Origin of the sequence: Roseococcus suduntuyensis (assembly GCF_014196305.1) — a bacterium.
GTDB lineage: Bacteria > Pseudomonadota > Alphaproteobacteria > Acetobacterales > Acetobacteraceae > Roseococcus > Roseococcus suduntuyensis.
In genome coordinates this window covers 954162-972567 of the sequence record NZ_JACIDJ010000001.1, presented here as the reverse complement: position 1 = coordinate 972567, position 18406 = coordinate 954162, and the positions used below count along the sequence as shown (strand labels likewise).

18 protein-coding genes are annotated in these 18406 nt (G+C 71.4%); 13 read left to right on the top strand and 5 right to left on the bottom strand.

Annotated features, from left to right (window positions below):
• Nucleotides 1-11: 11 nt before the first annotated feature.
• From GGQ83_RS04525 to GGQ83_RS04510, 4 genes are all read left to right on the top strand, one after another.
• A complete protein-coding gene (locus GGQ83_RS04525; RefSeq protein ID WP_184382385.1) occupies nt 12-617 on the top strand; it encodes a histidine phosphatase family protein in 606 nt (201 codons plus the stop codon).
• A gap of 161 nt (nt 618-778) precedes the next feature.
• Nucleotides 779-1831 (top strand): peptide chain release factor 1, encoded by a 1053-nt coding sequence (gene prfA / locus GGQ83_RS04520; protein WP_184382384.1) that lies wholly within the window; start codon nt 779-781, stop codon nt 1829-1831.
• Nucleotides 1831-2703 carry a peptide chain release factor N(5)-glutamine methyltransferase gene (prmC, locus tag GGQ83_RS04515; RefSeq protein WP_184382383.1) on the top strand — a complete coding sequence of 291 codons (873 nt, stop codon included), beginning with the start codon at nt 1831-1833 and terminating at the stop codon, nt 2701-2703. Before prfA ends, prmC begins: the two co-directional genes overlap by 1 nt.
• Before the next feature lie 132 nt (nt 2704-2835).
• Nucleotides 2836-3330, top strand: coding sequence for a DUF4167 domain-containing protein (locus GGQ83_RS04510; RefSeq protein ID WP_184382382.1), 495 nt, complete (start codon nt 2836-2838; stop codon nt 3328-3330).
• Between the two features lie 147 nt (nt 3331-3477).
• On the opposite strand, the gene mltG is transcribed toward GGQ83_RS04510, so the two are convergent.
• The 3 genes from mltG to GGQ83_RS04495 all read right to left on the bottom strand — a co-directional run bounded on the left by mltG (nt 3478) and on the right by GGQ83_RS04495 (nt 6058).
• On the bottom strand, nt 3478-4446 hold the full coding sequence (gene mltG / locus GGQ83_RS04505; RefSeq protein ID WP_184382381.1) for an endolytic transglycosylase MltG: 969 nt from the start codon (nt 4444-4446) through the stop codon (nt 3478-3480).
• Between the two features lie 61 nt (nt 4447-4507).
• Complete coding sequence (gene fabF, locus GGQ83_RS04500) at nt 4508-5791, bottom strand: beta-ketoacyl-ACP synthase II (protein ID WP_311727209.1); 1284 nt, start codon at nt 5789-5791, stop codon at nt 4508-4510.
• A gap of 24 nt (nt 5792-5815) precedes the next feature.
• Nucleotides 5816-6058, bottom strand: a complete 243-nt coding sequence (locus GGQ83_RS04495) for an acyl carrier protein (RefSeq protein ID WP_184382379.1) — start codon at nt 6056-6058, stop codon at nt 5816-5818.
• Nucleotides 6059-6325: 267 nt separating this feature from the next.
• Between GGQ83_RS04495 and GGQ83_RS04490 the strand changes: the two genes are divergently transcribed.
• On the top strand, nt 6326-7708 hold the full coding sequence (locus tag GGQ83_RS04490; protein WP_242535009.1) for a cytochrome P450: 1383 nt from the start codon (nt 6326-6328) through the stop codon (nt 7706-7708).
• On the opposite strand, the gene GGQ83_RS04485 is transcribed toward GGQ83_RS04490, so the two are convergent.
• Entirely contained in the window at nt 7659-8204 is a 546-nt protein-coding gene (locus GGQ83_RS04485; protein WP_184382378.1) for a hypothetical protein, read from the bottom strand. The genes GGQ83_RS04490 and GGQ83_RS04485 overlap by 50 nt on opposite strands.
• Nucleotides 8205-8402: 198 nt before the next feature.
• Between GGQ83_RS04485 and GGQ83_RS04480 the strand changes: the two genes are divergently transcribed.
• The 5 genes from GGQ83_RS04480 to GGQ83_RS04460 all read left to right on the top strand — a co-directional run bounded on the left by GGQ83_RS04480 (nt 8403) and on the right by GGQ83_RS04460 (nt 14155).
• Nucleotides 8403-10409: a DUF4139 domain-containing protein gene (locus GGQ83_RS04480; protein ID WP_221223421.1), complete on the top strand. Its 2007-nt coding sequence runs from the start codon at nt 8403-8405 to the stop codon at nt 10407-10409.
• A gap of 3 nt (nt 10410-10412) precedes the next feature.
• Entirely contained in the window at nt 10413-11102 is a 690-nt protein-coding gene (locus tag GGQ83_RS04475; RefSeq protein ID WP_184382377.1) for a glutathione S-transferase family protein, read from the top strand.
• A 115-nt stretch (nt 11103-11217) separates the two neighbouring features.
• Nucleotides 11218-12201 (top strand): Bug family tripartite tricarboxylate transporter substrate binding protein, encoded by a 984-nt coding sequence (locus GGQ83_RS04470; RefSeq protein ID WP_184382376.1) that lies wholly within the window; start codon nt 11218-11220, stop codon nt 12199-12201.
• A 7-nt stretch (nt 12202-12208) separates the two neighbouring features.
• Nucleotides 12209-12640 (top strand): tripartite tricarboxylate transporter TctB family protein, encoded by a 432-nt coding sequence (locus GGQ83_RS04465; RefSeq protein WP_184382375.1) that lies wholly within the window; start codon nt 12209-12211, stop codon nt 12638-12640.
• A gap of 18 nt (nt 12641-12658) precedes the next feature.
• Nucleotides 12659-14155: a tripartite tricarboxylate transporter permease gene (locus GGQ83_RS04460; RefSeq protein WP_184382374.1), complete on the top strand. Its 1497-nt coding sequence runs from the start codon at nt 12659-12661 to the stop codon at nt 14153-14155.
• Between the two features lie 12 nt (nt 14156-14167).
• On the opposite strand, the gene GGQ83_RS04455 is transcribed toward GGQ83_RS04460, so the two are convergent.
• Complete coding sequence (locus GGQ83_RS04455) at nt 14168-14938, bottom strand: SDR family NAD(P)-dependent oxidoreductase (protein WP_184382373.1); 771 nt, start codon at nt 14936-14938, stop codon at nt 14168-14170.
• A gap of 127 nt (nt 14939-15065) precedes the next feature.
• Here GGQ83_RS04455 and GGQ83_RS04450 point away from each other — a divergent pair, with 127 nt between their 5' ends.
• The 3 genes from GGQ83_RS04450 (at nt 15066) to GGQ83_RS04440 (ending at nt 18322) form a co-directional block, all read left to right on the top strand.
• A complete protein-coding gene (locus GGQ83_RS04450; protein WP_184382372.1) occupies nt 15066-16058 on the top strand; it encodes a TAXI family TRAP transporter solute-binding subunit in 993 nt (330 codons plus the stop codon).
• A 195-nt stretch (nt 16059-16253) separates the two neighbouring features.
• On the top strand, nt 16254-17486 hold the full coding sequence (locus tag GGQ83_RS04445; RefSeq protein WP_184382371.1) for a CaiB/BaiF CoA transferase family protein: 1233 nt from the start codon (nt 16254-16256) through the stop codon (nt 17484-17486).
• The gene (locus GGQ83_RS04440; RefSeq protein WP_184382370.1) at nt 17483-18322 is read left to right on the top strand and encodes an HpcH/HpaI aldolase/citrate lyase family protein; all 840 of its coding nucleotides are present in this window, start codon (nt 17483-17485) and stop codon (nt 18320-18322) included. The genes GGQ83_RS04445 and GGQ83_RS04440 overlap by 4 nt, the downstream gene beginning before the upstream one ends.
• Nucleotides 18323-18406 lie beyond the last annotated feature (84 nt).

Below are 18406 nucleotides of genomic sequence, written 5' to 3'. Positions count from 1 at the left end.
TCTGTTTGCCCATGTTGCACCGCCGCACGCTCCTGGCCCTGCCCCTGCTGGCCGCGCCCGCCACCGCCCAGCACGCTTTCATCCCGACGCCCGAGGCGCTTTCCCTGCTGCGGGCGGGCGGGCTGAACCTCTACATCCGCCACGCCATCACCGACCGCACCCAGATGGACACCGGCCGCCGCGGCGACCGTGCGGGGCAGCGCAACCTCAGCGAGGCCGGGCGCCAACAGGCCCGCGCCTTGGGCCAGGCCTTCCGCGCCCTGGACATCCCGGTGGCGGAGGTGCTGACCAGCGAGGTCTTCCGCGCCGCCGACACCGCGGACCTCGCCTTCGGCCAGGCGCGGGTGGAGCGCGACCTGATCGCCGATGACTATACGCCGGGCAGCGCGTCCGAGGATGCTCGCGCCGTCTCGCGCCGGCTGGCGCAGCCTGCCACGGGCGGGAACCGCGTCATGGTCGGGCACATCGTGCCGCTGGGCATGATCCTGGGGCGCGGCCTCGCCCAGGCGGAATTCCCGGAAGGGTCCATGGGCCTGTTCCGCCCGCGCGGCGCGGATTGGCAATTCCTGGGCTTCGTGACCGCCGAGCAGCTCATCGCCGCGGCGGGGTCGCGCTGAGGCGCGCGGGGAAGGCTGGCTGAGGCGCGCGGGGAGGGTTGGCTGAAGCGCGCGGGGAAGGTTGGCTGAGGCGCCAGCCTCTTGCGCTGACGCGCCCAACCTCTTGCGCTGACGCGCCCAACCTCTTGCGCTGGCGCGCCCCCTGGGGCATCGCCCACCCCATGCCTCTCCCCGAAAGCCTCGACCGCCTGATGACGCGCGCCGCCGAACTCCGCGCGGAGCTGGAAACCGCCGACGGGTCGCAATTCGGCGCGCTCTCCAAGGAGCTCTCCACGCTGGAGCCGCTGGTCGAGAAGGTCGCCGAATACCGCGCCCTGGAAAACGCCCAGGCCGAGGCGGAATCCCTGCTCTCGGACCCCGAGATGCGCGAGCTGGCCGAGGCCGAGTTCCACGACGCCAAGGCGCGCCTGCCGCTGATGGAGCGCGAAATCCGCCTGATGCTGCTGCCGAAGGACGCGGCGGATGAGCGCAGCGCCATCCTGGAAATCCGCCCCGCCGCCGGCGGCGACGAGGCGGGGCTCTTCGCCAGCGAACTCTTCCGCGCCTACCAGAAATACGCCGAAACCCGCGGCTGGCGCTTCACCGTGCTGGAATATGACGAGAACGAGCTGGGCGGCGTGAAGGGCGCCACCGCCGAGATCGAGGGAAGCGGCGTCTTCGCCCGCCTCAAATTCGAAAGCGGCGTCCACCGCGTCCAGCGCGTGCCGGCCACCGAGACGCAGGGCCGCATCCACACCTCCACCATCACCGTCGCCGTGCTGCCCGAGGCGGAGGAGGTGGATGTGAAGATCGAGGACAAGGACCTCCGCATCGACACCTACCGCGCTTCGGGCGCTGGCGGGCAGCATGTGAACAAGACGGACAGCGCGGTGCGCATCACGCACCTCCCCACCGGCATCGTGGTCGCGATGCAGGAGGAGAAGTCCCAGCACAAGAACCGCGCCAAGGCCATGAAGGTGCTGCGCGCGCGCATCTTCGACGCCCAGCGCCAATCCCTCGACAGCGCCCGCGCCGCCGACCGCCGCAGCCAGGTCGGCACCGGGGACCGCAGCGAGCGCATCCGCACCTACAACTTCCCGCAAGGGCGCGTGACGGACCACCGCATCGGCCTCACCCTGCACAAGGTGGACCGGGTGATGATGGGCGAATTCGACGACATCTTCGACGCCCTCATCAGCGAGGACGAGGCCCAGCGCCTGGCCGCGGAGGCCTGATGCCCGGCGTGGGCGCCCTGCTCTGCCGGGGCGGGGCGGCGCTGCGGGAGGCGGGCATCGAGAATGCCCGGATGGAGGCGCGCTGGCTGCTGGCCCATGTGCTGAACACGACGCCCGAAACCCTGCTGCGCGACCCCCAGGCGCCCGTGGGCGAGGACGCCGCCGCCCGTTTCGAGGCGGCGCTGACCCGCCGCGCGGCGCGCGAACCGCTGGCCTTCATCACCGGCCGCGCGGGCTTCTGGACGCTGGAGCTGGAGGTGGCCCCCCACACCCTCATCCCGCGCGCCGACACCGAGACGCTGGTGGAGGCCGTGATGGCGCGCGGCGTGGCCCCGCGCCGGGTGCTGGACCTCGGCACCGGCACGGGGGCGCTGCTGCTGGCGGTGCTGTCCGAATTCCCGGAGGCGACCGGCCTGGGCGTGGACCTGAAGCCCGAGGCGGCGGCTTTGGCCGCGCGCAACGCGGCACGGCTGGGCCTTTCCCACCGCGCGGCCTTCCTGGCCGGGGATTGGGCGACGGCGCTCGATGCCCGCTTCGACCTGGTGCTGTCCAACCCGCCCTACATCGCGGCCGGCGAAATCCCGGCGCTGATGCCCGAGGTGGCGCGCCATGAACCCACCTCCGCGCTGGATGGCGGGGCGGATGGGCTGGACGCCTACCGCGCCCTCGCCACCGCCCTGCCCGGCCTGCTGGCCCCCGGCGGGGTGGCGGTGCTGGAGCTTGGCCAGGGCCAGGACGGGGCGGTGGGCGCGCTGGCCCGGGCCGCCGGACTGTCCGTGGCCGGCCTGCGCGCCGATCTTTCGGGCATTCCGCGCGCAATCCTTCTGGAATCCGGGCAGAAAGCCATTGGCGGCGACGCGCACAGGGGCTAAGGTTGGCATGTTCACAGGGGTCGGAAGGCCGGTGAACAACGCTCGGGCCCGCGGGGCCTCGGTGAAGTGCAGCGAATGGCGCGACCGGTTCGGCCGGCCCGCCTTCATGAGACAGCAAAAGCACAGCAGCGGATGAACATGAAGCGCATGCGCCGTGGCCATCGCCATGGCGGCGGTGGTGGCGGCGGCGGTGGCGGTCAGTTCCGGCACACGGGCGGCGGCAATAGCGGAAACCAACCCCTCAACCGGAATCACGTCTTTGATTCCAGCGGGCCTGATGTCCGTCTTCGCGGCACCGCCCAGCAACTTTTCGAGAAATACCTCCAGCTCGGCCGGGACGCGACCAGCGCCGGGGACCGGGTGGCAGCCGAGGGCTATTTCCAGCACGCGGAACACTACTTCCGCATCCTGGGCGCCATGGCCGCGGCCCAGCAGCAGCCCCCGCCGCAGGAACGCCGCCAGCGCGAGACCCCCGATTCCTCCCCGCAGGAGGGCGAGGGCGAAGGCCAGGACAACGGCAATGGCGGCTCCCACCCGCTGGAGGCCGAGCTGGCCGGCGAGGCGGAATCCCTGCCCATGCCGCAATCCCGCCGGGCCGCGCCGCAGCAGGAAGAACAGCCGGGCTGAGGGATGGGGGGCTTCGCGCCCCCTTCGCCTTTTCGGCGGGCGTTACTGCGCCTTGCGCAGCGCGCGCCAGGGCACCCTTATTGCGCCCGACGCAGCGCACGCCAGCGCGCCCTTGTTGCGCCTTGCGCAGCGCACGCCAGCGCGCCCTTATTGCGCCCTGCGCAGCGCGCGCCAGCGTGCGACATTCCTGTTGTGCTCCTCCAGCGTGCGGCCGAAAGCGTGGCCGCCCGTGCCATCCGCCACGAAATACAGGTAGTCCGTCGTCTCCGGCTGGGTGGCGGCGCGCAGGGATTCGCGGCCCGGCGAGGCGATGGGCCCGGGCGGCAGGCCACGGATGCGGTAGGTGTTGAAGGGGTGGTCCTCGTTCAAATCCGCCCGCGTCAGCGCGCGGTCCAGCGGCATGCCCTGCCCCGCCCCATAGGCCACCGTCGGGTCCGATTGCAGCATCATCCCGCGCCGCAGCCGGTTGATGAAGACGCCGCCCACCAGGCCGCGTTCCCCCGCCACGCCCGTCTCCCGCTCGATGATGGAGGCCAGGATCACCGCCTCGCGCGGGGAGGCCAGTGGCAGGTTGGGCGTGCGGGCGGCCCAGGCCTCCTCCACCGCCTGCTCCATGGCCGCGGTGGCGCGGCGCACGAGGGAGGCGCGGCTGTCGCCCAGGGTGAAGGCATAGGTCTCCGGCAGCAGGGCGCCTTCCGCGATGGGGGGCGTCTCGCCGGTCAGGCCTTCCATGTTGTCGATGAGAAGCGTGATCTGCCGCGCCGTCAGCCCCTCGGCGATGGTCAGGCGGCGCTGCACGGGCCTTCCCTCGCGCAGCACGGTCAGCACCTGGCGGATGGAGGCGCGGGCGGGAAAGGCGAATTCGGCGGCGCGCAGCGGGCCTTCGCTGCGGGTCAGCACGGCGGCGGCGGTGAAGAGGCGGGCGTCGGAAATGACACCCCGCTCGGCCAGGGCATCGGCGATGGCCCCCGTGCCGCCGCGCGGAATCACCACCTGGGCGGGTTCGGCCAGGGGGCCGGGCGCATCCACCTCGCGCCAAGCCATGAAGGCCAGGATGCCGGCCAGCACCGCCAGCGCGAGCACAAGCGTCCCCAACAGGCGCAGCACGCGCAACATCAGAAGTTGACCGGCAGGGGAAAGCCCGGGCGCCGCCGCGAGGGGCGCCCGGAAACCCGCGTCAAGGCGCCGCCCGGAACACCACCGAGGCGTTGGTGCCGCCAAAGCCGAAGCTGTTGGACAGCGCCACCTCGATCTTGCGTTCCTGCGCGGTCTTGGCCACCCGATCGATCGGGGAGGGGCGCGAGGGCTCGTCCAGGTTCAGCGTGGGGGGCGCCACGTTGTCGCGGATGGCCAGGATGGAGAAGATCGCCTCCACCGCGCCCGCCGCGCCCAGCAGATGCCCCGTGGCCGACTTGGTGGAGGACATGGCGAGGCCGCGGGCCGCGTCACCCCAGAGGCGCTCCACGGCCGAAAGCTCGATGTCGTCGCCCATGGGCGTCGAGGTGCCGTGGGCGTTCACATACTGCACCTGGTCGGGCGTGATGCCGGCCGAGGCCAGCGCGGCCTTCATGGCGCGGTAGCCGCCCTCGCCATCCTCGGTGGGGGAGGTGATGTGGTAGGCGTCGCCGCTCATGCCGTAGCCGATGATCTCGGCGTAGATCTTGGCGCCACGCGCCTTGGCGTGCTCATACTCTTCGAGCACGACCACGCCCGCGCCCTCGCCCATCACGAAGCCGTCGCGGCCCTTGTCCCAGGGGCGGGAGGCCTCGGCCGGCGTGTCGTTGTAGGTGGTGGACAGGGCGCGCGCGGCACAGAAGCCGCCGATGCCCAGTTCGCAGATGGCCGCCTCGGCCCCGCCGGCCACCATCACATCGGCATCGCCCAGCGCGATGAGGCGCGCGGCGTCACCGATGGCATGCACGCCCGTGGCGCAGGCGGTCACGGCCGAATGGTTCGGGCCCTTGAAGCCGTAGCGGATGGAGACCTGCCCGGAGGCGAGGTTCACCAGCGCGGAGGGGATGAAGAAGGGCGAGAGGCGCCGGGACTTGCCCGCGGCCACCAGCAGGCCGGCCTCCTGGATCACTTCCAGACCGCCGATGCCGGAGCCGATCATCACGCCGGTGGCGCAACGACCCGCTTCATCCTCGGGGGCCCATCCGCTGTCCTCGATGGCCTCGGCCGCGGCCACCCAGGCAAGCTGGATGAAGCGGCCCATCTTCTTCTGTTCCTTGACGGGGATCCATTCGTTGAGGTCCAGGCCGCCCTCGGCGCGGGTTCCGGGGGGAACCTGGCCCGCGATCTTGGCCGGCAGGTCCTTCACGTCGAAGGACTGGATGGCGGAGATGCCGCTTTCGCCATTGACCAGCCGGCGCCAGAAGCGCTCCACCCCGAGCCCGAGCGGGCCCGTGATTCCCATGCCGGTGACAACGACGCGACGCGGCGCGAATCCTGGCGCAAACACGTTATGAAACCCCGCGGAGAAAGCTCAGGCCGCGGCCTGCTGCTTCTCGATGAACTCGATCGCGTCCTTGACGGTCTGGATCTTCTCGGCCGCATCGTCGGGGATTTCCACGCCGAAGGCTTCCTCGAAGGCCATCACCAGCTCGACAGTGTCGAGGCTGTCCGCGCCCAGGTCGTCAATGAAGGAGGCCTCGGGGGTCACCTTGGCCTCTTCGACGCCCAGATGCTCGACCACGATCTTCTTCACCTTTTCGGCGGTCTCACTCATCGCGAAAATCTCCTGCTGCCGCGGGCCCGACATCCGGGCCGGCTTCCCCCCGAGTCTTGTTCGGGCGGGTTATCATGAAAGGATGCGGGCCACTAGGCCGCTCCCGCGACCCTGACAAGCCTGGGATATGGCATTTTAGCCAGGTGCCCGCAGCGCGGGGAGTGTTCACATCGCGTTTCCCCATGTGACGCGGCCGCATGTGACGCATCTGGGCCATCATCCTGGACATCGCGCCCGGGGCTGGTCTACCGCCTGGGTTCCCTCCCCTTGGTCCGAGGCCGCCGCCTGAGCATTTCCCTCCCCCCGGCCGAGCCCTACCTGCCCCCCAGGCCGTCCCGGCACCGCGGGCGGCTGCCCATCTGGCGGCTGTTCCTGATCGCGCGGCGCAACCTGCTCGGCGTCTGGAGCGAGCAGTTCTTCGACCAGCCGCACATCCGGATGAAGGTGCTGAGCCGGAACATCTTCGTCTTCAACATGCCGCCGGCCATCCAGTCGGTGATGATCGGCCAGCCGGAGGTGTTCGAGCGCAAGTCGCCCCAGATGCGCCACGCCCTCGAACCCCTGCTGGGCGACGGGCTGCTGATCTCGGACGGGCTGGTGTGGAAGGAGAGGCGGCGGGTGGTGCAATCCGTCACCCACCCCTCGCGCATCGCAAGCCTCACCCCCGTGATGACGGCGGTCGCCGTTGAAACCCGCGACGCCTGGGCCGCCCTGCCGGAGGGCGCCGAGCTGGACATGCTGGAGGAGATGGGCCGCTTCACCGCCGAGGTCATCGGCCGCACCATCTTCGGCACGGCGGTGGGGCGGCGCGCCACCTCGACCGTGGTCGGGGCCTTCGCGCGCTACCAGGCGCGGATTTCCAACACGGACCTCACCTCCATCATCGGCCTGCCCGACTGGACGCCCCGGCTGAACGGGCTGCTGCGGCGCGGCGAGGTGCGGCGCATCCATCGCGTGGTGGACGGGCTGATCGAGGAGGTGCTGAACGCCGCGGGGGGCGAGCTTTCCCTGGTGGCCGGCATGGCCTCCCACCCCGGCATGACGCGCGAGGCCTTCCGCAACGAGGCCATCACCATCTTCATGGCCGGGCACGAGACCACCGCCAACCTCATGGCCTGGGTGTGGTACCTGCTCTCCCAGGCGCCCTGGGCCGAGGCCGCGCTGCACGGGGAGCTGGACCGCGTGCTGGGTGGCCGCGCCCCGGGCTTCGAGGATTTGCCGAACCTGCCCTACACGCGGGCGGTGGTGGAAGAGACGCTGCGCCTCTACCCGCCCATCCCCTTGCTGGCGCGCGAAGCGGCGACCGACACGGAGGTGACGGGCGTGCCGGTGCCCCGCGGCAGCATCGTCATCGTGGCCCCCTGGGTGGTGCACCGCCACCGCGCCCATTGGCACGACCCCGACGCCTTCAAGCCGGAGCGCTTCCTGCCCGGCGCGCCTGCGCCCGCGCGCTTCACCTATCTGCCCTTCGCGCTGGGGCCGCGCATCTGCACCGGCCAGCATTTCGGGCTCTACGAGGCGATGATCGCGGTGGCGACGCTGGCCCAGCATTTCCGCCCGCGCCTGCGCCCCGGCCATGTGGCGGAGGCCGTCAGCCGCCTCAGCCTGCGGCCAGGCGAGACGCTGCCCATGCGGCTCGAGCGCCGCTGACGCGGGGTTCCTCGCAGTTCCAGGCGGCGGGCCAGGCGGTGAGTTCGCCCACCTCCTCGCCGGCGGCGAAGAGGGTCCAGGACGGCTCCGCCAGATGCCCCCCGCAGCGCAGCGCCAGCTTCTGGCCCGCGCGGGTGGCGGCATAGGGAAAATCCGCATCGGTCGTGCGCGTCCAGAGGATGGGGCTGGCCTCGCACTCGGCCAGCGCCCGGGCACGCCAACGCCGCACCAGAGCGTGGAACGCGGCGTGATCCAGCGGCTGCGCGTCGAGCAGCCCGTCACGGAACCGGTTCTGCAAGGCGTAGCTGGGGAGAAACGCGCCCGTGGCGGGGTCCAGCGCCAAGAGCACGGCTTCGCCATTCGCGCGGCGCACCTGCATCATCGGCCGGCCCATAAGGGCGAAGTAGCGATCGGCGGCCCGTATGGCATGGCTGGGCTCGGAAAGGCCCTGCCAGAGGCGGCCTGCCGCGACCCGATCCGCTGCGACGCTGTCCATGGCGTTTCCCCTAAACTTTAATGAAAAATATCGCTCCGACGCTCAACTTTCAATTAAAATAGATAAGACCGAATGTCACATGAGTTTAAACGTGGCCGCCGCCTGGACGGTTGCAGGCGGGTGGCCGGGGGCGGGCCGCCATGGTCAGATGCCGTGTCGGGCGCCCACGCGCCCCGCATGCACACGGAGGCCAAGCCCATGATCCGCCGCAGTTTGCTGCCTGCCCTCCTGCTGGTTCTCGCCACGCCGGCCCTGGCGACGGAGTTGCCGGTGCGGGGGGTGATGCTCTCCTCCTCCGGCCTCGCGCAGATCATGCGGGGGGGCATGGTGGCGCCCGATGCGGGCGCCGTGACCTTCCGCGTCCCGCTGGCCGATGTGGACGACATCCTGCGCTCGCTGGTGGTCGCGGACCCGGCCGGGCGGGTGGAGGGCGTGCGCCTGCCCGCCCAGGACCTTGCCGCCGAGGCCTTCCGGGGCCTGCCGCTGCGCCCCCACGACTTCGACAGCCGCGCCGCGCTGTTCAACGCGCTGCGCGGGCAGGAGGTGACGGTCGGCGCCATCGAGGGCCGCATCGCTGAGGCGGGCGAGCATGAGGGCCGCCTGCGCCTGACGCTGCTGACCGCGACGGGGCTGCGCGCCCTGGCGCTCGACCCCGCCGATGAGGTGCAGCTGCGCGACGCCGGCCTGGCCGCGCGCCTGGCCCGCGCCGCCGCCGCGCTGGCCGAGACGCGCACCGCCGACACCCGCACGGTCACCGTGGCGCTGCGCGCGGGCGCCAATGCCCCGCGCGAGATCGCCGCCGTCTATGTGGCCGGCGCGCCGCTGTGGAAGCCCTCCTGGCGGATCACCGTGCCGGGCTTCGGCGAGACGGGATCCGAGGCACGGCTGATGGGCTGGGCCGTGGTGGAGAACCACACGGGCGCGGACTGGTCGGGTATCCGGCTCTCCCTCGTCTCCAGCGAGGCGGCGGCCTTCCGGCAGGCGCTCTACACCCCCGTGCTGCTGCCGCGCATCGAACTGCCCATCGAGGGCAGCGGCCAGGTGGAGGTGCGGCCCGACACGGGTGACCGCCCCCAGCCCACGCCCCCGCCGGCCCGCCTGGCCCGCGCCTTCGCCCTGCCCGCCCCCGCGCCGGCGGCGGCACCCGTGGCGGAGGCCGCCCCCGCCGCACCCCCGGTCGCGACAGAAGCCTCCCTCGGCCGGGTGGCCTTCGTGCTGGTGGACCCCGTGACCATCCAGGCGGGCGAGACGGCGAACGTCCCCTTCCTCGACATGCGCCTGCCGGCCGAGCGGGTGTGGTGGGTGCAGGACCTCGCCGCGCGCCACCCGCTCCAGGCGCTGCGCCTCCGCAACGCGGCGGACCACCCGCTGCCGCCGGGCCTCGCCACCATCTATGGCAGCCAGGGCGCCGAGACGGACGGTTTCCTGGGCGACGCGCAATTGCCCGGCATGCCGGCGGGCGCCACGCGGCTGCTGGCCTTCGGGCGCGACCAGGGCGTGCAGCTCAGCACGGCGCGCGACGACCGCACCGAGCCCACCGGCGTCACCTTCCGGCGCGGCGCGGTGCTGGTGGCGCAGCGCGCGGTGCACCGGCTGCGGCTGGCGGTGGATGGCGGTGCCCAGCGCGGCACGCTGATGCTGGACCTGCCCGCGCGGCGCGGCGAGACCCCGCAATTCCAGCCCGTCGCCGAAGGGGATTTCGGCCTGCGCGTGGAGGTGACGCTGGCCGGCGCCGCCGCCGAGCATGGCTACGAATGGGAACGCCGTTCCACCCGCATCATCCCCCTCTGGGACCCGGCCCTGCCCGAGCCCCTGCCGCCCATCTGGCGTGACCTCAGCCTCGACCGCGACACCGCCCGCCTGCCCGGCGGCACCGACCGCCTGGCCGCGCTGCGCGAGGTGCTGCAGCGCCTCCCCGCGGACGCCACCGGCCGCGCCGGGCTGGAAGGGCTGATCGCCGCCTATGCCGAGGCGCTGCGGCTGATGGACGCCTTCCGCACCGCCGCCCGCGACCACGCCGCCGCCGAGGCCACCCTGCTGCGCGCCCGCCGCGCGCTGGAGGACCGCACGGGCGCGGAGCGCGAACCGGCGCGCGTGGCGCTGAACGCGGCCTCGGTGGCGGCGGAACGCAGCGGCCGCGCGGCCGACGCCGCCTGGACCGCCTGGCGCGCGGCGGCGCAGCGCGTCGTGGCCTGGGAGGGCTGAGCCATGGCGCGGCAACTCTACGAACTCTGCGGCACCGACCCCGCCCGCGTCTTCAGCCCCTTCTGCTGGCGCAGCCGTTTCGCGCTGGCGCACAAGGGGCTCGACTTCGAGAGCATCCCCTGGCGCTTCACGGAGACGGAGCGCCTTGCCTTCGCGAAGCACGACAAGGTGCCGGTGCTGGTGGATGGCGCGCGGGTGGTGCCGGACTCCTTCGCCATCGCGCGGTATCTCGACGAGGCCTATCCGGAACGGCCCAGCCTGATGCACGGCCGCGCCCACGCCTATCGGTTCATCCAGTCCTGGACCGGCACGGTGTTCCATGCCGCGCTGATCCGGCTGATCGTCTCGGACGTGCCGCCTTTGCTGGACGAGAAGGCGCGGAGCTACTTCATCGAGAGCCGGCAGCAGCGCTTCGGCATGAAGCTGGCGGAAGTGACGCGCGACCGCGAGGCGCGGTTGCCCGAATTCCGCGCCATGCTCAGCCCGTTGCGCGACGCGGTGCTGGCGCAGCCCTTCCTCGGCGGCGATGCGCCCGACTACGCCGATCATGTCGTGATGGGCGCCTTCATGTGGGCGCGCGGCACAAGCCCGCTGCGCCTATTGGCCGAGGATGATCCGGTGTGGTCCTGGCGCGAACGCCTGCTGGACGCCTATGGCGGCATCGCCCGCGCCACGCCCCGCGCCGAGGCCTGAGGCCGCGTTCACGTTGACCGCGCGCCCTCCCGTGTTACCGTGCGCCAGCACAGGGGGAGGCGGGCGCCATCGGGCGCCTGTGTCCATGAAACAGAACAGAACGGGAGCCAACGCCATGATGCGCCTTCACCGACGCAGCCTGTTGTCCGCCACGGCCATGGGGGTGCTCGCCACGCCCGCGATCGCGCCCCACGCCAGCGCGCAAACCTGGCCCTCGCGCCCCATCGAATTGCTGATCGGCTTCGCGGCGGGCGGCGGCACGGACATCCTGGCCCGTACCCTGGCCCCCTTCATGGAAAAGCACCTGGGCGGCGGCGCGCGCATCGGCGTGGTGAACCGTCCGGGGCCGGGCGGTGAGATCGGCTTCACGCAGCTCGCGCAGGCGCGGCCCGATGGCCACACCATCGGCATGCTGAACGCGCCCGCCTTCATCACCATCCCGCACGAGCGGCGCACGCGATACACCTTCGAGAGCTTCGAGTTCGTCGCGAACCTCGTCTCCGACCCGGCCTCGATCAACGTCCATCCGTCCAGCGAATTCCAGACCATTGACCAGCTGGTGGCCTGGGCGAAGGCGAACCCCGGCCGCATGACCATCGGCATGCAGGGCACGGGTTCCGCCATGCACCTGGCCACGCTGGCCTTCATGCGGAAGGTGGACATCCGCGCCACGCTGGTGCCCTTCCCCGGCACCGCGCCCAACCGCACCGCGCTGCTGGGCCGGCACATCATGGCCAGCACCTTCGGGATCGGCGAGGCGGCGCCCTTCGTGAAGGAAGGGCAGATCCGCAACCTCGGCTTCATGGCCGCCAACCGCTGGGACGAGCTGCCCGACGCCAAGACCATGCGCGAGCAGGGCATTGATGTCGTCGCGGGGTCCGACCGTGGCCTCGCCGTGCCCGCCGGCACGCCGACCGAGATCATCGAGCGCCTGTCCACCGCCGTCACCGCCTCGCTGGCGGACCCCGAATTCCAGGTGAAGGCGCGCGAGCAGCTGCTCTTCCTGGCCCCCATGCCGCGCGCGGAATACCGCACCTACCTCACCGGGCTGAACGAGGAGATCGGGCGACTCTGGCGCGAGGACCCCTGGCGCCGCTGATCCCGCCATGGTCCTGCACCGCGACAGCATCGCCGCCCTGTTCATCCTGCTGCTGGTGGCGGGGGGCTGGTACGATCTGCAAGGGGTGGCGACCGACGCCGCCATGTTCCCGCGCCTGATCCTGGGCGCCATGGGCATCCTGGCCGTGGTAATGTTCACGACCGGGCTGCGCCGTGCCGCGCCGGACATGCCCTTCGTCGAGCATGCCCGCAACCTCGCCATCACGGTGGGGCTGACGGCCCTCTACATCATCGCCGTGGAGCCGGTGGGGTATTTCCCCGCGACCTTCGTCTTCGTGGCGGTGCTGGCCTTCACCCTCGGCCTGCGCCGGCCGCTCCTGGTGCTGGCGTCCAGCGCGGCCTTCACGGGCGCGGTGTGGCTCGTCTTCGTCGCCGCCTTCAGCCGGCGCCTGCCGCCCGGCTTCCTCTTCGACAACTGACCGGACGGACAACGCGCCATGTGGGACGGGCTGCTCCATGCGATCCCGGGCGTCTTCGCCTGGCAGAATGTGCTGGCCATGGTGGTGGGCACCATCGGCGGCATCGTCATCGGCGCGCTGCCGGGGCTTTCCGCCACCATGGGCATCGCGGTGCTGATCCCGCTGACCTTCGGCATGGAGCCGCTGGTCGCACTCGGCATGATGGCCGGCATCTACAATGGCGCCATGTATGGCGGCGCCATCCCCGCCGTGCTGCTGCGGATTCCCGGCACGCCGGCCGCCGTCTGCACCACGCTGGACGGCTACCCCATGGCGCAGCGGGGCGATGCGGCGCGCGCGCTGCAGATCTCCTGCCTGTCCTCGACCGTGGGGGGGATGGCGTCGGCCATCGCGCTGATCGCGCTCGCCCCGCCCTTGGTGCAGGTCACGCTGCTGTTCGGCCCGGCGGAGTATTTCTGGGTGGCGGTGTTCGGCCTGTGCAGCGTCTCGGTGCTGCTGGGCAAGGACCCGGTGAAGGGCCTCATCGCCGCCTGCTTCGGGCTGCTGCTGGGCACGGTGGGTATTGACGGCGTCTCGGGCCATGAACGCTTCACCTTCGACGACATGAACCTGGCCGGCGGCCTGCATGTGGTGGTGGTGCTGACGGGGCTCTACGCGCTGCCGCCCATCTTCATGCTGGCCGAGGACGCCGCGCGGCGAAAGGCCGGGGAAGGCATGGCCGTGCTGCGCGCCTCGGTGGGGCTGTTCCATGGCTGGACGAAGTTCATCCGCACCTGGATCCGCTCCTCGCTGATCGGCATCGCCATCGGCATCCTGCCCGGGGCGGGCGGCTCGCTCGCGGCCTTCCTCGCCTACAACGAGGAGAAGCGCGCCTCGAAGGACCCGGACAGCTTCGGCCAGGGCAATGAGAACGGCATCGCGGCCGCCGAGTGCGGCAACAACGCCGACAACGCGGCCGCGCTGATCCCGGCGCTCACCCTCGGCATCCCGGGCAGCGCGGTGACGGCCATCATCCTGGGCGGGCTGCTGATCCATGGCTTGCAGCCCGGGCCGGCGCTGTTCCGCGACCATGGCGACGTGGTCTATGGCTTCATGATCCAGATGCTGATCACCAGCGTGCTGATCATCTTCTTCGGCGGCGTGGTGGCCAGCCGGCTCTTCGCCAATGTGCTGCGCATCCCCTCCGCGCTGCTGGCGCCCTGCGTGCTGGGGCTCTGCGTGGTGGGCGTCTACAGCGTGCAGGACAGCATGTTCGACGTGTACCTGATGTTCGGCTTCGGCCTGATCGGCTACGCGATGGACCGGCTGCGCTTCCCGCTGGCGCCGGTGGTGCTGGGCGTGGTGCTGGGCGGCATGGCGGAGAGCAATCTGCGCCTGGCACTCATCATCGCGCAGGGGGACTACATCCAGCTCGTCTCCTCGGTGGTGTCGCAGATCGTGATCGCGATGATCCTGGTGGTGCTGGCCGTGCCGCTGATCCGCGGGCGGCTGGCGAAGCGGGTGGGGCTCGGCTGAGGTCGGGCGCGGTCAGTAGGCCATCCACCCCCCATCCACCATCAGGTTGTGGCCGGTGATGTAGGTGGCCTCGTCGCTCGCCAGGAACAGCGCGGCCGAGGCCACGTCATCCGGCCTTCCCAGCCGTGGCCAGGGTGTGCGCATGTGCGAATATTCCAGGCTGTCCGGCGCATCGCCCAGCGGCTTGCCGGTCAGGATGCGGCCTGGCGCCACGGCATTGCAAAGGATGTGGTCCGAAGCGTAGTCCACCGCCACCTGCCGCGTGAGATAGACCACCGCCGCCTTGCCCGTGCCATAGGCGATGTCGGCGGGTGCGGCCACCATGCCGTGCTGCGAGGAGATGTTGACGATGCGCCCCCGCGCCTCGCCCAGCACGGGCTGGGTGAGGAATTGCTGCACCGCACGCTTGCAGCCGAAGAAGACGCCCTTGGCGTTGACGGCCATCACACGGTCCCATTCGCCGTCATCCACATCGAGCAGTCGGCCGCCGCGCCCGCCGATGGCCGCGTTGTTCACCATCACGTCCAGCCGGCCGAATTCCGCCACCGTGGCGGTCACCAACCCGTCCATGTCAGGCCAGCGCGCCACGTCGCAGCTGTGGAAGCGCGCCGTGCCGCCCGCCGCCTCGATCAGCGCGCGGGTGGGCTCACCGCCCTCGCGCACCGTCTCGGTCACGTCGGCGATGACGACCACGGCGCCCTCTTGCGCGAAGCGCCGCGCGATGGCGCGCCCGATGCCCGAGGCCCCGCCCGTCACGATCGCCACCCTGTCCCTGAGACGCATGCCCCACTCCCTCGCGCATTGATCTGGCCGGGCCATCCGTGGTTAACCCGACAGGTCGCCACAAATGAGGCACAGCGCCGCGCGGACTGATACGCGGCGCGATCATGTCACGGGAGGTTATAGAAACATGCAACGTCGCATCCTGCTGGCCGGCACCGCGCTCGGCCTCGCCGCGCCCGCCCTGATGGGCCGGGCCTTCGCCCAGCCCCGCGATCCTTCCTGGCCCCGCGCCATCAACATGGGCACCGCGGCACCCGGCGGCACCTACGCGCTGTATGGACCCGCCTGGGGCGGCCTCGCGCAGGAAGCCACGGGTGTGAACATCTCCTACCGCACCACCCAGGGCCCGAACCAGAACATCATCCTGGTGCAGCGCCGCGAAGTGGAAGTCGGCATGGTCACCATGGGTGTGGCCTTGCAGGCGTGGAACGGCACGGCGCCCTGGACGCAGGGCAACCGCTTCCGCGACATCCGCGCGCTGTTCCCCATGTATGACACGCCCTTCCACGGCATCACGCTGAAGCGCAGCGGGCTGACCAACATGGCCGCGCTGGCGGGCAAGAATGTCGGCGTGGGGCCGCGCGGCGGCACGCCCGGCACCTATTTCCCGCTGATGTTCGAGGCGCTGAACATCCGCCCCGCCGCCATCCGCTTCGGCTCGGGCAGCGACATGTCGGGCCAGTTGCAGGACGGGCTGCTGGACGCCTTCCTCTTCGCCTCCGGCGTGCCGGTGCCGGCCTTCTCCGAGGCCGAGACGCAGGGCGAGGTGAACTTCATCGACTTCACCGCGGCCGAGACGCGCACCCTGACCGAGCGCTTCCCCGAGCTGACGGCCAGCACGCTGCCCACCACCACCTATCGCACGGCCGGCCGCGCGCTGAACGTGGTGGGCATGTTCAACTTCGCCATCGCGCATCACAGCCTGCCCGAGACGCTGGCCTATGAGATGACGAAGGCGGTGCTGGGCCAGAATGCGCGGCTGCGCCAGGCCATTGCGGCGGGTTCGGAGACGCTGGCCGAGAACGCCAGCAAGAACACCTTCCTGCCCTACCACCCGGGTGCGGCGCGCTACCTGCGCGAAGTGGGCCAGAACATCCCCGACAACCTCGTCGGCGCCTGAGGAGGCAACGCGCCTGATCCGCGGAGGCGGAATCGCCGAAGCGGTGAATCAGTCGCTGAAAATACGCGCCTGATCCGCGGAGGCGGAATCGCCGAAGCGGTGAATCAGTCGCTAAATCGCACCGGGGCGGGTCGCATTGACCCGCCCCGGGGCAGCCCATAGCGTCGCCCCGCCAGTCTGGAGGAGGCAACGCCCATGCTCACGCGGCGGGAATTCGACGCGAGCGCGCGTGGCGCGCTGGAGGGTGTGCGGGTCGTGGACCTCTCGCGCCTCGTCGCCGGCAACATGCTCACGAAGGTGCTGGCGGACCACGGCGCCGAGGTCATCAAGGTCGAACCGCCGGCAGGGGATTCGCTGCGCGCCTGGAAGGTCGGCGGCATCGAGACCTCCTGGAAGACCTGGTGCCGCAACAAGCGCAGCCTCTGCCTCGACCTGCGCCAGCCGGACGCCATCGCCATCATCAAGCGCCTGGTGGAAGACGCCGCCATGCTGGTGGAAAGCTTCCGCCCCGGCGTGCTGGAGGAGATGGGCCTCGCCCCCGCCACGCTGCACGCCATCAACCCGCGCCTCGTCATCGCGCGCATCTCGGGCTGGGGGCAGACGGGGCCCTTCGCGCACAAGCCGGGCTTCGGCACGCTGGTCGAGGGCTATTCGGGCTTCGCCGCCATCAACGGCTTCGAGGACCGCGAACCCGTGCTGCCGCCGATGTTCATGGCCGATGCCTATGCCGGCCTCTATGGCGCGGCGACGGCCATGATCGCGCTGCGCCATGCCGAGGCCACCGGGCAAGGCCAGGTGATGGACCTCTCGCTCTTCGAGCCGATCTTCACGGTGCTGGAGCCGCAGATGGCCAACCACCGCATCACCGGAAAGGTGAAGCCGCGCACCGGCAGCCGCAGCACCAACACCGCGCCGCGCAACGCCTACCGCACGAAGGATGGCGGATGGGTGGGGTTGTCCAGCTCCACCCAGGCCATGTTCGTGAAGCTGATGCGCAGCATCGGCCGGCCCGAGCTGGTGGATGACCCACGCTTCCGCACCAATGCCGACCGCATCCGCCATCTGGACGAGATCGATGGCGTGGTGCGCGACGCCATCGCGGAGCTGACCATGGAACAGGCCCTGGCGCAGTTCGACCGCGACGGCGTCACCATCGGTCCCATCATGGACGTGGCGGGCCTGGCGCAGGACCGCTACGTGGCCGGACGCGAGGCGCTGATCGAGGTGCCGGACGAAGAGATGCCCGGCGGCTGGCTGCCCACGGCGGGCGAGACGGCGCGCCTTTCCGCCACCCCCGGCATCCAGCGCAACCCGGCCCCCGCGCTGGGGCAAGACAATGACGCGCTGCTGGCGCCGCTGCTGGGCGAGGCCGAACTCGCCCGCCTGCGCGCGGCCGGCGTGGTGCTCGATGGAGGACGCAATCCATGAACCGCATCTGGCGCTCCATGCTCTATGTGCCGGCGAACGTGCCGCGTTTCGTGGCGAAGTCGGCCACGGCCGGCGCCGATGCCGTGCTGCTGGACCTGGAGGACAGCGTGCCGCCCGACCGCAAGGCGGAGGCCCGCGCGGCTCTCGCCGAAGCGGTGCCCACCGCGCGCGGCGGCGGCGCGGATGTGCTGGTGCGCGTGAACCGGCCCCTCGCCCTGGCCGTGGGCGACATCGAGGCCGCAATGGCGGCGGGGGCCGATGGCATCCTGCTGACCAAGGCGCTGGGGCCAGACCATGTGCAGTTGGCGGCCGAAATGCTGGCCGCCGCACCCCGCCCCATGCGCATGATCGTGATGATCGAGACCGCCGCCGCCCTGCCGCGCATGACGGAGATGGCGCGCGCCTCGCCGCTGGTCGCGGGCCTGCTGATCGGCGCGGAGGACCTGGCCGCCGAGATCGGCGCGGCGCCGGATGACGAGATCATCGCGCTGGCCAAGCGGCAGATGGTGCTGGCCGCCGTCGCGGCGGGTGTCGCGCCGCTGGGCACGCTCGGCACCGTGGCCGATTATCGCGACGCCGAGAAGCTGCGCGCCCTGGTGGCGCGTTCGCGCCGCGCGGGGCTGGTGGGGGCGAGCTGCATCCACCCCTCCGTCGTGCCCATCCTGAACGAGGGCTTCTCGCCCGGTGCGGCGGAGGTGGACCTCGCGCGGCGGCAGCTCGCGGCCGCGGAGGCGGCGGCGCGCGAAGGGCGCGGTTCCTTCGTCGTGGACGGGATGATGGTGGACGAACCCATCCTGATCCGCGCGCGGCGCACCCTCTCGTTGGCCGGCGGCTGAGGCGGGGGGCGCGGGTTGCGCCCGGGGGCTCGCGGTTCCAAACTGCGCCTCGACCAGACGGACTGCCTCGGCATGTCCGGCGAT